The 14,791-nt window shown below is 35.0% G+C and carries 13 protein-coding genes; 4 read left to right on the forward strand and 9 right to left on the reverse strand.

What is annotated here, in order from left to right; translation table 11 throughout:
* Positions 1-286 precede the first annotated feature (286 nt).
* From AC0L3Q_RS21820 to AC0L3Q_RS21830, 3 genes are all read left to right on the forward strand, one after another.
* On the forward strand, positions 287-985 hold the full coding sequence (locus tag AC0L3Q_RS21820; protein ID WP_473282905.1) for a hypothetical protein: 699 nt from the start codon (positions 287-289) through the stop codon (positions 983-985).
* A gap of 618 nt (positions 986-1,603) precedes the next feature.
* Positions 1,604-2,347, forward strand: coding sequence for a sensor histidine kinase (locus tag AC0L3Q_RS21825; protein WP_473282907.1), 744 nt, complete (start codon positions 1,604-1,606; stop codon positions 2,345-2,347).
* Positions 2,348-2,461: 114 nt separating this feature from the next.
* Positions 2,462-3,010 carry a LuxR C-terminal-related transcriptional regulator gene (locus AC0L3Q_RS21830; RefSeq protein ID WP_473282909.1) on the forward strand — a complete coding sequence of 183 codons (549 nt, stop codon included), beginning with the start codon at positions 2,462-2,464 and terminating at the stop codon, positions 3,008-3,010.
* A gap of 28 nt (positions 3,011-3,038) precedes the next feature.
* On the opposite strand, the gene AC0L3Q_RS21835 is transcribed toward AC0L3Q_RS21830, so the two are convergent.
* Both AC0L3Q_RS21835 and AC0L3Q_RS21840 read right to left on the reverse strand, forming a co-directional pair.
* Positions 3,039-3,833, reverse strand: coding sequence for a hypothetical protein (locus tag AC0L3Q_RS21835; protein ID WP_473282911.1), 795 nt, complete (start codon positions 3,831-3,833; stop codon positions 3,039-3,041).
* Between the two features lie 315 nt (positions 3,834-4,148).
* Positions 4,149-4,559 carry a DUF1842 domain-containing protein gene (locus AC0L3Q_RS21840; protein WP_473282913.1) on the reverse strand — a complete coding sequence of 137 codons (411 nt, stop codon included), beginning with the start codon at positions 4,557-4,559 and terminating at the stop codon, positions 4,149-4,151.
* Positions 4,560-4,899: 340 nt separating this feature from the next.
* Between AC0L3Q_RS21840 and AC0L3Q_RS21845 the strand changes: the two genes are divergently transcribed.
* Positions 4,900-5,775 (forward strand): phosphatase PAP2 family protein, encoded by an 876-nt coding sequence (locus AC0L3Q_RS21845; protein ID WP_473282915.1) that lies wholly within the window; start codon positions 4,900-4,902, stop codon positions 5,773-5,775.
* 30 nt (positions 5,776-5,805) lie between these two features.
* On the opposite strand, the gene AC0L3Q_RS21850 is transcribed toward AC0L3Q_RS21845, so the two are convergent.
* From AC0L3Q_RS21850 to AC0L3Q_RS21880, 7 genes are read right to left on the reverse strand one after another with little or no spacing between them, the layout of a single operon-like run.
* On the reverse strand, positions 5,806-6,714 hold the full coding sequence (locus AC0L3Q_RS21850; protein WP_473282917.1) for a GyrI-like domain-containing protein: 909 nt from the start codon (positions 6,712-6,714) through the stop codon (positions 5,806-5,808).
* A gap of 20 nt (positions 6,715-6,734) precedes the next feature.
* On the reverse strand, positions 6,735-8,093 hold the full coding sequence (locus AC0L3Q_RS21855; RefSeq protein ID WP_473282919.1) for a vanadium-dependent haloperoxidase: 1,359 nt from the start codon (positions 8,091-8,093) through the stop codon (positions 6,735-6,737).
* Positions 8,059-9,084, reverse strand: coding sequence for an FG-GAP repeat domain-containing protein (locus AC0L3Q_RS21860; RefSeq protein WP_473282921.1), 1,026 nt, complete (start codon positions 9,082-9,084; stop codon positions 8,059-8,061). The genes AC0L3Q_RS21855 and AC0L3Q_RS21860 overlap by 35 nt, the downstream gene beginning before the upstream one ends.
* A complete protein-coding gene (locus tag AC0L3Q_RS21865; RefSeq protein WP_473282923.1) occupies positions 9,063-10,226 on the reverse strand; it encodes an ASPIC/UnbV domain-containing protein in 1,164 nt (387 codons plus the stop codon). Before AC0L3Q_RS21865 ends, AC0L3Q_RS21860 begins: the two co-directional genes overlap by 22 nt.
* A 2-nt stretch (positions 10,227-10,228) precedes the next feature.
* Positions 10,229-11,059, reverse strand: a complete 831-nt coding sequence (locus AC0L3Q_RS21870) for an FG-GAP repeat domain-containing protein (protein ID WP_473282924.1) — start codon at positions 11,057-11,059, stop codon at positions 10,229-10,231.
* Positions 11,002-11,319: a hypothetical protein gene (locus AC0L3Q_RS21875; RefSeq protein WP_473282926.1), complete on the reverse strand. Its 318-nt coding sequence runs from the start codon at positions 11,317-11,319 to the stop codon at positions 11,002-11,004. The genes AC0L3Q_RS21870 and AC0L3Q_RS21875 overlap by 58 nt, the downstream gene beginning before the upstream one ends.
* 39 nt (positions 11,320-11,358) lie before the next feature.
* On the reverse strand, positions 11,359-14,643 hold the full coding sequence (locus AC0L3Q_RS21880; protein WP_473282928.1) for a VCBS repeat-containing protein: 3,285 nt from the start codon (positions 14,641-14,643) through the stop codon (positions 11,359-11,361).
* Positions 14,644-14,791: the final 148 nt, after the last annotated feature.

Genomic DNA, 14,791 nt, shown 5'->3' on the forward strand with positions numbered 1-14,791 from the left:
TCGTATGAATCAATTCCCTAAGAATGTTAATTTTTTAAGAATTTAGTATGATACATTTAGCTTTGGTAAACAATTATTTTTGTAGACAATTTCTCACACGAAATCCATACTCTCAACGACAAATATTCTTTTTACAAATACGAATTGTACTTTTTAATCTATTTCTGCTTTGTTATCGAATTTAGAAGAAGAATTAAAGAGCTCTTCCAAATTTTGAAATAAGTTAAAATTTCCCCTGATTTCTTTTTTTAATGTAACTTATCACTAAACTCTTAAACCTATAAAAATGAGCGCAAGCAAGTATTTAACATTTATTAAAGCAAACATCAATACATGGGATGAACTTAGAAACACCAGTATTTCTCTTAATTTTTTAACCTCTGGCTATGGTTTCACAATTTCATACGAAGATTATCAAAATTGGAGTGTAACTAAACCTACGGCTCTCAATTGCTATTTTGGCGTTGATGAATTTGAGCTTAAATTCTATATCGTCGACAATGTAACGGACCAAAACCAATCCTACCAAATAGGAATCAACCTCTTGGAAAAAGAATTCACCAGAAGTTTTAATACTGCTGCCACAAAAACAGATGCCGGCTTTAAGCCAGTCACTCTAGCCGACAATGATCAAATAACTAAAAGTGAAGCCGAACAACGATTATTGAACTGGATGCTAGGGGCGAAAAACTGGTTTAAAGATCAACAAAAGGCGGTTAAACTAGGTTCTCCCGGGATTTTGAGATTAATGACTATTCCTTTTAAAGATGTATCTACATTATTTAGTTCTAGTCAGGAAAATGTTTTTGCATTAACAGCTCTCAAAAACTTTGAAACTTTTGGATACAACATCGAGTTTATTCTTACCAGAGAGATGGAATTAAATGAAGGGCAACCCCCAAAGTCCGGTGACGATGAATTATTTATGGATGTCTCACAGCCTCACCCTCCGTTCAGTATAAGTAACGACTTTAATTTACTCTAATTACCGTAAAACATCTAATGGATATTACGATAGTAATCGAAAAAGTTATGGATGTTCTTTCCATGCTATGCGTATTCGTTCTTCTTATTGGACTAGGATATAGCGTGGTCAAGAAATATTCATTCATACCCATTCTCTATCTAGTATCCATTATGACTATAGAACTTATTGCTATTATTGGTAAAGTGAATTTATTCTTATTTTCTGTATCTTATTATATACATCTGCTGTATCTAGGATACTACATCCTTGTGCACCTTTTTAGGTGGGAAAAAGAAAATTCTTGTACTTCTCCCTATTGTTCACCATTCCCATGCTATTAAGTTTGGGGTTTAACAAAGAAGTCAGCTCCTATCAATCTTATGATCGTTTACTATATATTCTTTGTATTATGATCTTACTGATCTCAGCATTATTTAGATATTTTGACGGTAAACTATTTTTATCAAATGCACACATAACTATATTCTTAATTATCCTATTCTATTTTGGAATTGACTTTATTATCGCCTTAACCACAAATTATCTTATCAATGAGCATTTGAATTTGGTAGGATGGATATGGCTATTTAGAGCCTTTTGTCTCTTATTATTTTATACCGCTTTAGTGAACTTGACATGGAAGACTGGAAAAACCCATTAACACCAATATTGTGGATAGCGGGATCGTTAGTCTTATTTTCCCTGCTTCTCCTATTCATTATTCTACTTACCAAAAAGTATGTTGCTCGAATTAAAAAAGAAGAGCAACAAAAAACGAATCTAATCATCCTTCATAATGAGGAAATGTTACAAAACAGTATTGAAATTCAGGAAAAAGAACGCACCCGTATTGCTGCAGATATTCATGATGAGCTTATCGGACAATTACGGCGAATTCAACTTATGAATGATGACGACAAACTAACTGAAGTATTAAAAAATAGTATCATTACAGCAAGAAGAATATCTCACGATCTCACTCCTCCTCTTCTAGAAGAAAGCAGTTTAGGAGTATTATTTGAAAATGCACTACATCCTATGCATGCTATCTTTTCTATCGATTTTTATATGAACCCTGAATCGCATATTCAAATCCCTGATCGCTTCAAGATAAACCTATATAGAATTTTTCAGGAAGTGATTACAAATATTGAAAAACATGCCAGTGCTACACAAATTTTTGTTAGATTAAAGGTATCTCAGAAGATAATCTACTTTTCTGTACGAGATAACGGACGAGGACTTCCAGAAAATAAGGAAAAAGGGCTTGGAATGAAAAACATAGCATTAAGATCCAAACAACTTAATGCCACCTTTAAATTTGCGCAAAATAAGCCTACAGGCACAAAGTTTGCCCTTTTACACCAAAGAAATGAATAATATAAAAATAGCTTTAGTAGAAGATGATAAGTTGGTTGCCAACCTATTAAAAGATTACTTAAACGATATTGATGGCTTTTTGGTAATCTCGGTATCCTATAGTGGAAATTCTTTTTGGATACTCTTGATACCGAAAATTTACCGGATATTGTGCTTACCGACTTACGAATGAAAGATGGAACCGGTAAAGATGTTGTTGATGAATTAACAAAACAACACCCCAGTATCAAAACAATTGTTATCTCCTCTCATTACCAACCTAATTACATTGGCTATATGTTTAAATCTGGAGCTAACGCTTTTATTCCCAAAGAAATTGACAAAAAAGAGCTGGTAAACGTAATACGTAATGTAGCTACCAATGGTCATTACCTGGATACCGAACAAATGGAGATGATGCGGAAACAAATTGCATCAAACACACCTGTAATTCCTACCAACAATATAGATGAACTTACTCCAAGAGAGATTGATGTGCTTAAGTTATTGTGCTATCAGCTTACTGCAAAAGAAATCGGAGAAAAACTATTTGTAAGCAGAAAAACGGTTGAAACCCATAAGTCTAACTTATTGTCAAAAACAGGAGCCAAAAACATCGCAGGCCTCATCATTTTTGCTGCACAAAATAAAATAATAGAACTCGATAAAATTATACTAACATAGCATCGTAATATCCTCTCAAAATCGTTCTCTAACTTTTTATTTCTGCAAAAAACTCATGAGTCATATTCATCAGTTCTACATAAGTGTTCGGAAATTTATGACTGATTGGAATGCTAAAGTACACCGTAATCGCAGGGTTCTCTTCATGTAAACCGTCAAATCCTATATTTTTGCATCTCAAATCTGAATACGCCAGGGTATTTTCAAAATAATTGATGAATATATGATCTTTTAACAGATCAAAAATCCATTTTAATTTAGGTCTATTTGGAAAGGCCAGATACACCTCTTGTACTTTGTATCCCAGCTTTTGCAACCATATTCCTGATCTGTTTTTGGCTTCTTTTGTTTTCATCACATCTCTGAAAAAGCTATCTAATTCTGGATGAATAAAATCCTGAACCTCTATTTTTTTTAATCCCGTTTTAAAAATGTAATTCACTTTTTCATACGTCAATTCATTCCGCCATCGAAATGCATCAATTGTATTCTGATTTAATTTATGAATGTATAAGCATTTATAATCCTCTGTAAGTAGCGGCACCCTAATCCCATTATACATCGAAATACCAATGGAATTCTGCTGAAATTTCAGAACATCTACCGGGCATCCTAACTTTTCCAACAGTACATTTAGTTTCTCATATACAGAAAGATCATCTGCCTTATGATAGACATAAAAGGTAGGTTTGCATCTGGTCTCAACTTTGTCACTGGTTATTTTAAGAGACCACTCCATAATTTGCAGACTATTATCCTCTAATAGTGATCTAAACAGTTTTAATGGATCTCTTTCCAAATCAATTTTTGTATCAACTATCATTACTATTTCATTAAAATTATTGTATCCCTGATTATGATCTCCCAACAGCAAATCACTGGATAAAAAATAGTAAACTCACCCGCCCCCGAATTCTCTATCATACCCCCCAATAGAAAATAATAAGTTCAGATGAGTTTATTAAAATATTGTCCCCAATGATCCTTGCGGGATACTACACGCTATGTATCATGAGCTGCAGAAGCAAATGCCTATTTGTTGGTTACTTCAAAAGTTGAGTTTGTGTAGGCTGCACTCATATCATTTGGTTTTAAGAGAAAAGAGAATGATACCAGCTGGTATCATTCTCTTCAAAAATTAGTGTTCTGAATATACAGGGACATTATTTATTTTTCCTCTTCCATAAGAGAATCCACCTTGACCATTCCATGAATCGTCTATATCCATATATGCGGTAAATTTCTCTAGGATAGAACCGATTGCTGGTGGCGGAAACGAGTAAATATATTCTCCTTCTAAAGTCACAATTTTGGTCACTTTACCATATCCGGTAGATCGAATGCTTCCTTTTACCGAAAACACTCCCGTATTTCCGTTTTCGATAGCCTGTGTAATTTCTACAGACCCTGATACTGTATTCTTGGATGGGACTACAACCAGAGAAAAATGGACGATGGGTGCTCCAGGCATGCCCACATTCCCTATGGTCCCTTTTGCCAAATATGCTTCGGCAATTGCAGAATTTGATTCAAGTTGTGCAGTACTCATATTGTTGTTGTTTAGACTTTATTCCTACTCTGTTTAGGGTTTTCGGATGACCCCTTTGGGAAATAGTTCGTATGTTACATAAAGTCGAAAAGCGCTAATCTTGACTCTTATCAAATTTCTTTATCTCTTTCCTATTTTCCTTCAGTGTTTATATGGAAATTGGTGAAATCGGTAATAATACCCTATACAATAATTTCAGGTCTTTGGTAATTTCAAAAGAAAAAACAAATCCAAAATGCACCCATTTTTTTAAGCGTAGTTTTAATTTCATTTTTTTAAAATAACACTGTATGTAGGTAATTATGAATAAGTTGTTATTTTTGTTGTGCAAACTTTTACTATGAATGTTATAAAAGCCCTATGGATAAGCATGTTACTGGTTGGTAGCACTTATTCTTCCTTTTCTCAAGATACACTTGCTACAAAAAACACTTCTGGAACTCCACGTTCTTCAGAACAAATGACTACTTGGCAGATGATCAAATATGATGGATTGTCTGTATATGGCGGTGTAAAACATGCATACACTCAACCCTTTAAATGGAAAGAAAAAGATTGGGCTGTTTTTGGAGGTGTCGTAGCCGGAACCATGACATTACTAGCCTTGGACGATCCTGCCAATGATTACTTTACGAATCAGTCAGAGGGTGTTCCCGACTTCGTAAAAGAAGCAGGGTTTCGATTTGGAAAACCTTTGTTTAATTATGGGTTAACTACGGGTATCTACGCCATTGGATTAGTTACTAAAAACGAAAAAATAAGAAAGACAGGAGTACTGCTTATTGCTTCGGCAACTGCAGGAGGTGTATTTCAAACCTTTACCAAAACGCTGGTAGGACGAGCAAGACCAAATACCGACGAGGGAAACCTCAGCTTTCGTTTATGGTCTAATGAAGCTGGATTCCACTCTTTTCCTTCGGGACATACTATTCTTTCTATCAGTACTGCACATGCTTTGGCTAAGCAATTTGAAAATCCCTATATCAAAGGAGGAATCTATGCAGTTGGTTTATTATCTCCTGTTTCACGTCTATGGTCTGGAGCACATTGGTTGACAGATATCGTTCTAGGTGTTGCTATCAGTATTGCTGTTGTGGATAGTGTAGATAACTATCTCAAAAAAGAACAACGCTATGCCTATAACCCCAAAAAGAACAAAATACGATGGAATCTAAGCTTTGGTGCCGGACAAGTGGGGATAGTCGGCAGGTTCTGATCCTTTTTGAATTAGTTTACCGAATTTATATTATTCCAAAATGGGGACAAACACCTCTGCTTTCCAATCTAGCTGGTTTCCACCAGCCATAGGATTGTTATGAAATACTTCAAAAGGTTTGTCGTCTAATTTGATATTTTCTCTTTTTGCATAATCCAACAATGCAAACCAAGCTTCATCACTAATGGCATAATTACCATAGAAAGTAGCTTTTAAAGCCTTTCGAGATTTTATGTTACGAAAAACAATGTTAGGTATCGTATCAGGCAGTGTATCCTTAAGAGTAATAGGAACCCCAAAGTCAAAAGCCATTGTATCCTTCTCTGTATCCCAATGCTTTATTTTCAAAAAAGGAAAGCCATCTTGTTTAATATCATTTTCTGCAAGCTTTGGATATAAATAAGCATTGGCCTTCATAATAGCAGTTGCCTTATTATCTCGTTTTGAGAAAGCACCTGTTGTCATGATATCCATTGCTGGCAGTTCACTTTCTCCATCTATAGTCACCCTAAACATATTGGTATACTTTGCAAATTGCCATCTAAACAAAATCAATTCGTCTTTTACCGTTTTTACCAATGGTGATTTCTTGAATAACGCTTGTAAACGATGTTTCATTGAATTCTCTGCAGTAATGATCCCTACATTTACCTTCGTAATAGTATCTGCAATAGCTTTGAATTTCCAGTCTAAAATAACTTTCTCATTATCAATAAGCACCTCTTGTTTGAAGGATTCGAAAAGCACCTTATCCGTTATGATCGCATTATGTTGTATCGAGGTAGTATCAATAAATTTTGCATTCTTAACATGCTCATATACACTACTTTGTGATGCATTTGCATTAAATGTGATTACATGATCATGTTCTTTTATAACCAAAAACCAAGTCGCCACCCCAACTAAGATGACCAAGATACCAATTGCAACTTTCTTCATTAATTATATTTTTCCTAAAATTACTTTATCATTTCTAGTTTTTCGATCACAAAACTACCTAAATTACGACCTTGTTCCAAACCAAGATCTATAGCCGCTCGATAATGTATCCCGCCGTACAATCTACTAATGGCTGCCTCGTCTGCCGCCTTGTTAAAAGATAAGAAAGATCGGATCGGTAAACCGTACGGTATTTCGGTATCATCATTGAACGCAAAATTATCCCCAAAAATATCGGTAAGTACCGTAGAAGCTGCTCCAGAAACTACAGAATGTCCACTGGTATATTCTGGAAATGGGGGTGTTTGCAAAACCGGCTCCCAATTTTCATCAATATGCTGATTAATTAATGTTTCTGGGCGAATTAAATTACTTCTGTATTTTTCGTCCCAGCAACTTATAAACGCATCTGCAATCGCAATAGAAGTTTTGGTGTACGCATATACCGTTTTCTCAAAATCAGAATTTGTTTTTCTGGTAGCAATCTTACAGATCCCAATCCAATGTGCGCCGGGAGTAATCTTTTTGGTCGCGAACATCAAGTGGCCTTTATGCGTAGACACATAAGGATTACAATCCCAAAATCGAGCGATTTGAATCCTTTCTGAACGCTCTCCTTCCTCTTTTATGGCTACACCCACTTCGTAGGTTTCTAGAAGCTCTTTATAAAAAGGAGAATCTTTTTCTAAAGAGAAATCAGGATGTCTAGACGGTGTGAACTGAGAAGATGAATCTATAATAGAAGGTCTTATTTCTCTCCAATGCGGTTCGATACCATCCATATAATCTGGTGGAGTTGGCTGCCATCTGGACGGGTCTTCTGTATTTACAGAAAATTTAGGCATTGTTCTGGTTTGCGCATAATTATCCTTGGACAACCAATCTTTGATGTGCTCTGCTACTTGTAATCCATAAGTCTTGGAGGCACTATAGCTTTTTGCATTTTGCTTTTCCCAGGTACCATATAAACTATCTTGATAAGTGGCTATTCGATGTTCAGAAAAAACCAATGACTTTCCTACCTCCAGATAAGCGATCAAAGCCGCTAATCTAAAATTAATCCCTTTGGTAGTATCGGCTGGTGGTATAGGTTTAAGATCATGCAACTGCCCCGAAAGGGTTTTATAATTTTGATTCCCTTGCGCAACGATTTCGTAAGCCGCAATGTTAGGGTAGTTGTATATCCTACTGGCAACAGGAGGTGAAAATATATCATGTACCATTACTGCAGTGAGGTTATCAATCGCAGTATGATAATGTGCTGCAGAGATTTCGATTTCTTCGGATTGCTGACACGAGACCAAACTAAAAACTGCTCCTATTACTACAAGTAATCTACATGGTTTATTGATGAATCGTATAAATTTCTGCTTTTCCATTATTTACTGTAATTATCAAATATTCCTTATTTGCAAAATTAATCATATTAACATCTACTGCCGCCTTTTTTGCAAGGTTAATATTAAGCGTACTGGCTTCTAAAATCTCCCCATTTTTTTGAAGAACTGCTCCACCAAAACTATCAAATCTTCCTTGATAAGGTGTAACCCCAAAATAATTTCCTGCCAACAGCATTTCTTCTTGCCCATCTTTATTAAAGTCGTGGACTAGCATCGATGTAATTGGCGCAACCTGCAATTTATTGCTGAAAGGTACGAATGTAAAGGTGCCTTCTTCATTTTTTAAATATCCTGAAGCCAATTGGTGCACCTCAAACAAAGTAGCTGCATTCAATTGTTCTTTATCAAAAACCTCATCAATTGTTTTTCCTGCAAAAGATGCATAGGTAGTAAATTTTTTTCGTAAAAAATTAAGTTGTGCGGATAATTCGTCAAGTCCTAAAGCTGTATAGTATTTTTCTCCTTTGGGAATGGCAATAATAGTTTCCGTTTTTTGATTGCTATCAAAGTCGCTATAATACATTCGTAGCGGAGTTTTTGCAGAGGCATTAAACTTTGTATTCAACCCCCAATTACCCAAAACATAATCCAAATCTCCATCATCATCGATATCAAAACTTTCAATAGACTGCCATAATCCGTTTAATTTTGATTTGGAGATTGATTTGGTCACATCGACCAGTTTTCCATCATCATTTTTAAAAAATGTAGGTGACATCCACTCCCCAACAACTATTAAGTCTTTAAAATTATCTCCATCAAAATCCGTCCAAATGGCATCGGTGACCATTCCTACTTTTTCTAATGCCTCATTTTTCTGTATTTCGAAACGGCCATTCTCATTTTTGAGTATGTAAGACCTTGGAATGCTTCCAAAATCATTAGAAACCGCGTATGCTCCAACAAAAAGATCCAGATCTCCATCATTATCTATATCATGAGGTTGAATTACAGATTCATGCTCATACAATTCTGGGAATTGACTTTTTTTAATCCAGTGTCCGAATTGACATAAAATCGATCTACCAGCACCTGTGAATTACCATAAAATTCTCCTCCAGAAGATGCAACTAGCAAGTCTTTCTTCCCATCATTAGTAAAGTCCTCGATAACGGCAGTTACATCTTCTGCTACTTGATCCTCGTCCAAAACTTCTAACTGTTTTTCAAAACCGCTTAGCGTTTGAAAAAACAACTGAGAAGGTTGGTTTTTTGAACCTCCGAAAAAAATATCGTCCTTCCCATCGCTATTAAGATCACCAACAACTGTTGCCGGGCCTCGATCAGAAATTTTATAAGGAATCAACTTTTGTCTATCGAAATCCACATATTTATTTTCCTGATGCATATAGTTTAAACCTGGAAGACTATCTACTTTTGTAAACCATTCTTTGGGCTTAAAAAATAACTTTTCATAATCCACATTCTTTCTTTTATTCAACACCTTGACCGTAAGCGTTTGGTTTGTGGTAATATGCTCAGCAACTTGTATGGTATTATCTGGCCAAATAATTTTAAGAGAGTCAACTACTTTTGTCTTTCCATACCCAAAGTGTACCAAAGGTTCCGAAGAAGATTGAAATCCTTTACTAGTGAACAACTGCTGATACTGAAGTATTCCTTGATGATAGGACATTATTTTGGTTCCTATCCCGAATACATTTGGTTCATGATATTCGAGTTTTATTTTTAAGTAATTTGAATGGGTATTCGTTGTATTCCTGTAGAAAGAAGCTGGAGCATCAATATTGTTGGTAACAATATCAATATCGCCATCGTTATCAAAATCGGCATAAGCACAGCCCGTAGAAATAATAGAGTCCTTAGGCAGCCAATTTTGAGATTGATTTTTGAATTTAAGATCTGTACCTCCTTGAAAAATTACATTCTGAACTGCTCCAGAAGGCATGATAGCTAAAGCTTCCTTGTCGACCAGTTTTGTCTTAGACAGCTTATTTTTGATCTTTTCATTAGAAATATACTTAATGTAGTCTAAGTTATTAGGGCGCTTTGGAATTCCATTAGAAATGAAGATATCTTGTTCTCCATCTTGATTGTAATCCGCAAAAAGAGCAGACCAACTCCAATCACTTACAGCCACTCCGCTTAACAAAGCTATTTCAGAAAAAAATCTCCTTCATTATTAAGTTGAAGCATATTGCGAGCATATTGATAATGATACCCCAATTGATCAATACGCATGGTTAACATATCGATCGTTTCGTCTCCAACAGAAGCTTTTAACACCTTTTCATCTTCAGAGGTCATATCGAGTGTAATAATATCCATATAACCATCATGATTAATATCTGCCACATCATTTCCCATCGAAAATCGACTAGTGTGTCCTATCTTTTCTTTTAAAACTTCAGAAAAAGTACCATCACCATTGTTATGATAATAGTAGTCATCTTCATGAAAATCATTACTCACATAGATATCCGTATATCCATCATTATTAAAGTCAGCAGTAGCAATCCCCAAACCGTATCCATTTGATCCTCCATAGATCCCTGCTTTATCGCTTACATCTGTAAAAACATCTCCATCATTTCTAAGTAGTTTATCCCCGCTTTCATAAGTACGATTATTTCGAAGAGAGGCTTTACCAAAGGAATTTTGTGTATGCACCGCATGATTAAGTAAATACATGTCTAAATCTCCATCATTGTCGTAATCAAAAAAGGCAGCACTTGTGGTATAATTATCAAAATTTAAACGATACTGTTCTGCCTTCTCAGAAAAGGTCCCATCACCATTATTTATAAATAGTTCATTATTCCCTTGTAAACCTTGAATTCCTGAAACCGCACATACATATATATCCAAATAACCATCTCCGTTTACATCGGCCATTACAGTTCCTGTATTCCAATCGGATTGTCCAGCTACACCTGCTTGCTCAGTAATGTCTTCGAATTCAAAATTTCCTTTGTTTCTATACAACTTATTTTTCCCTTGGTTAGAAGTAAAAAAACATCGATCAAGTCATCATTATCGATATCCCCTACAGCAACACCTCCTCCGTTGTAGAAATACAAATAATCCAAAATATTGAGGTCTTGCGTAGTTTGAAGTGAATTACTGAAATCAACTTTGGTCATGTTTGGATCTACTTTCTCAAAAAGGTCTCCGCTCGTACTCTTAGAAGAACAGGATAGCATAACCGTCCATATCACTATAATGATGAAAAAATTTTTAACCATCTAATTTTAAATAATCAATTCAACTAATTGTCAACTTTTTTATGGATGTACTTTAAATAGCTTTGGCACTTCATTATTTACCCCAGAAATTAAGTACGTATTCCCCGCTTGATCGTTTATCCAATGTAGCTCTCTAACTTCTCCTTCAACAAAAAAACCAGAAGAAGGCAAAAGCGTTAAATTTCTTTTTTTATTTCCTAACAAAACCCATCCTCTACTAGCATCCAATCTAGAAAACTGAGGTTTAAAACCGTAGTTATTCCCTCCTAAAATTAGATCCAATATACCGTCCTGATTAATATCCATGGTTTCGATATCATTGATACATGACCATTGTGTTTGACCGGGTAATTCTTGAAATTCGAAATCAGAACTCCCATTGTTATATGCGATTAAACTTGCAAATGTATTTACTTCTTTTACAATTGTATTTTGTAAAACTTCCTTTGAAAACAGTTGATCCATTGACTTTGTTGCATAATCAGAAAATTTAAGATTTTGTTTTTTCAACGAATTAATTTGAGCGGTTATTTCCTTTTTTAGATGAATGGGAATATCTCTACCGTTTTCTGATCGTGTAAAAATTTGCTCAATGGTCCCATTATTATCAAAATCATTAACAAACATTTTTGCAGGATTTTCTTTACTTGCAGTATATAAAGCATTTAGACCTCGATTACCTAGTACCAGATCAATATCTCCATCTCCGTCCATATCTTTGGCTTCAACAGTATTAAACCATCCAGAAATACTATCTAAATTAGATTTCAGCGGTTGTAATCTTCTTCCATTATTTTTAAATATCTTGGGAGACATCCACTCGCCAACCAATACAAGGTCTTTTTTGCTATCTCCATCCATATCCACCCAGGTTGCATCACTAATCATTCCTATATCCCGGGCTTTAAAGGCTTTGGATTCGATACTATTTTTAAAATTTCCAGCTCCGTCGTTTTCGAGAAGTTGATTTCTAGGGTTGATTCCATATATTCCTGGAACACCAAGATTCCCGATAAAAAAATCTACGTCACCATCACTATCAAAATCATGAACACTTATTATAGAAGTATTGCTCGTGTTGGTGATTCTCTGTCCATTACTAAACACCCCTTTCCCGTCGTTTATGTATATCCTGGTGTCGAATTGATTAGGTTTAGCCTGAGCAAAATTTCCTCCGGATCCTACGATAAGATCTAGATCTTTGTCTCCATCTATATCTGCAAATTGAGCACTAGTATCCTCATAAAGGGCATCATCAGTAAATACCTTGTTAGATTTCAACATCCATCTTCCATTGGTTCTTTGTACATAAATCAGCCCAGCTTGATCTTTTGCTCCGCCAATATATAAATCCTCAAGCCCATCTGCATTAATATCTCCAACGGCCATAGCGGGACCTTCTTTTGATGACATTTTGGAAAGCATCCCTTCATAATCAAAATCTACATATGCATCTTCTTTATGCGAAGCAAAATTAGTCGATATCTCACTGAAATATCTGTTTTTATACTTTGTCGGATTTTTGATAAATTCTGAAGCATTAGATATGTCCAAAGCAAGCTTTTGATTAGTGCTGATGTTTGTACGCAGTTCTGTTTTTTTATTAGGCCATATTACTCTTATAGAATCTATATCTTCTAATTTCCCTAAGCCAAAAGTTAATGCATAATCGGTAGAAGACTGAAACCCTCTTGATGGAATCAATTCCTGTCTAAAAATTTTAGCGTCTTTATATAATTCAACAATACTGCCAATACCGTAAGTATTTTTTTGATCTCCTTTAAGCTCAACTCTCAAATAATTATTTTCAGAGTTATTTTCATAAATAAAAAGAGGCATGTTCACGTTATTTACCACCAAATCCAAATCTCCGTCATTATCTAAATCTCCATAGGCTGCCCCATTAGAAAAACTAGGTTCATCAAATCCGAAATCCTGGGTTTTATCAGAAAAAGTTAGGTCTTGATTATTGCGAAAAGCATAATTTGAAACCGGCTTACTTGGCATTTTGTTTATTATTGAATCCTGAGAAGTTTTTACTCCTGAAATAGCCATTTTTTGGTAAATTTCCGCAGCAAAGAAATCCATAAAATCTTGATTGGTTAAGTCGTGATAAATACCATTGCAGACATAAATATCCCGATATCCATCATTATCCATATCAAACAGCAAAGCACCCCATGACCAATCCGTACGACCAACACCACTATAAAAAGCTATTTCCGAAAACGTATCATTACCATTGTTAAGGTGTAATGCGTTTTGCATGTATTGGTGATAAAAATCTTTTTCCAACTTTAATCGATATAAGTCATAACGCTCAAAATCACTGGTATTTTTAAGTCTTTCGTCACCTTCAGGAAGCATATCAGTTACAAAAATCTCAGGTTTTCCATCATTGTTTAGGTCAGCCATATCAGCTCCCATTGATGCCAAACTTATATGGGGCATTCTATTTTTAATATCCTCGGTAAAAGTACCATCTCCATTATTTACATATAAATAATCTCGCTCATAAAAATCATTAGACACATAAATATCTGGTAACAGATCTTCATTGACATCACCAACTGTTACCCCAAGACCAAAGCCAATCAAACTGCCATAAATGCCAGACTCCTCGCTCACATCAACAAATTTCCCGCTATCGTTACGAAGTAGTTTATCTCCCCCTCCTTTAAACATATCTGGTAAATTCCATTCATCGCTTCGTAGTTCTCTTTTGTTTGAATATCCTAGACTATTAACCGGAATAAAACTATTGTTTAAAATATAGGCATCTAAATCCCCATCCATATCATAATCAAAAAAGGCCGCGTGTGTTGTAAAGCCACTATCCGCCAAATTATACTCTTCTGCCTTTTCTGTAAAAGTAATAAGTCCTGAGTCTGTCGAAGGGCCATTATTTATAAATAGTTCGTTTTTATGATCATCCCCCTTTACATTTCCTGCATTACAAACATAAATATCCAAAAGGCCATCAGCATTGATATCTACCATTACTACTCCTGTTGACCATGATCTATTTCCTGAAGCATTTGAAGACTCAGAAATATCCTCAAAAGAAAAATCCCCTTTATTCAGGTATAATTTGTTCTTACCCATATTTGAAGTAAGATATATATCCGCAAGACCATCATTATTAATATCGCCGATAGCAACTCCCCCTCCATTATAAAAATTACGATACCTGAAAATATTGAAATCCTTTTTATTGACAACCTTATTTACAAATTCAATACCTGTTTTTTCTGAAGTTAATTTGGTAAAAAGTGTATTGGTCTCTTTTTCTTTTACTTGTGAAGATTTTTTTCTGAAGTACATGAATTAAAGACTATTATACATACTATGGGTAACAAAAAAGCAATATGCTTCATGTGGTTGACTATTTTTTCTTTATATCTAAAATTAGCAAAGCCCTTCGAATTAACGAAGGACTCTGCTTGCTTTTTTATTTGTTTTTTACTGCTAA

Source organism: Aquimarina sp. KJ22-3, assembly GCF_055808215.1.

Bases quoted from the DNA above. Each gene is read 5' to 3' on its own strand.
- AC0L3Q_RS21820 (WP_473282905.1), top strand. From the start codon at position 287: ATGAGCGCAAGCAAGTATTTAACATTTATTAAAGCAAACATCAATACA.
- AC0L3Q_RS21875 (WP_473282926.1), bottom strand. From the start codon at position 11,319: ATGGTTAAAAATTTTTTCATCATTATAGTGATATGGACGGTTATGCTA.
- AC0L3Q_RS21845 (WP_473282915.1), top strand. From the start codon at position 4,900: ATGAATGTTATAAAAGCCCTATGGATAAGCATGTTACTGGTTGGTAGC.
- AC0L3Q_RS21850 (WP_473282917.1), bottom strand. From the start codon at position 6,714: ATGAAGAAAGTTGCAATTGGTATCTTGGTCATCTTAGTTGGGGTGGCG.
- AC0L3Q_RS21835 (WP_473282911.1), bottom strand. From the start codon at position 3,833: ATGATAGTTGATACAAAAATTGATTTGGAAAGAGATCCATTAAAACTG.
- AC0L3Q_RS21825 (WP_473282907.1), top strand. From the start codon at position 1,604: ATGGAAGACTGGAAAAACCCATTAACACCAATATTGTGGATAGCGGGA.
- AC0L3Q_RS21855 (WP_473282919.1), bottom strand. From the start codon at position 8,093: ATGGAAAAGCAGAAATTTATACGATTCATCAATAAACCATGTAGATTA.
- AC0L3Q_RS21880 (WP_473282928.1), bottom strand. From the start codon at position 14,643: ATGTACTTCAGAAAAAAATCTTCACAAGTAAAAGAAAAAGAGACCAAT.
- AC0L3Q_RS21840 (WP_473282913.1), bottom strand. From the start codon at position 4,559: ATGAGTACTGCACAACTTGAATCAAATTCTGCAATTGCCGAAGCATAT.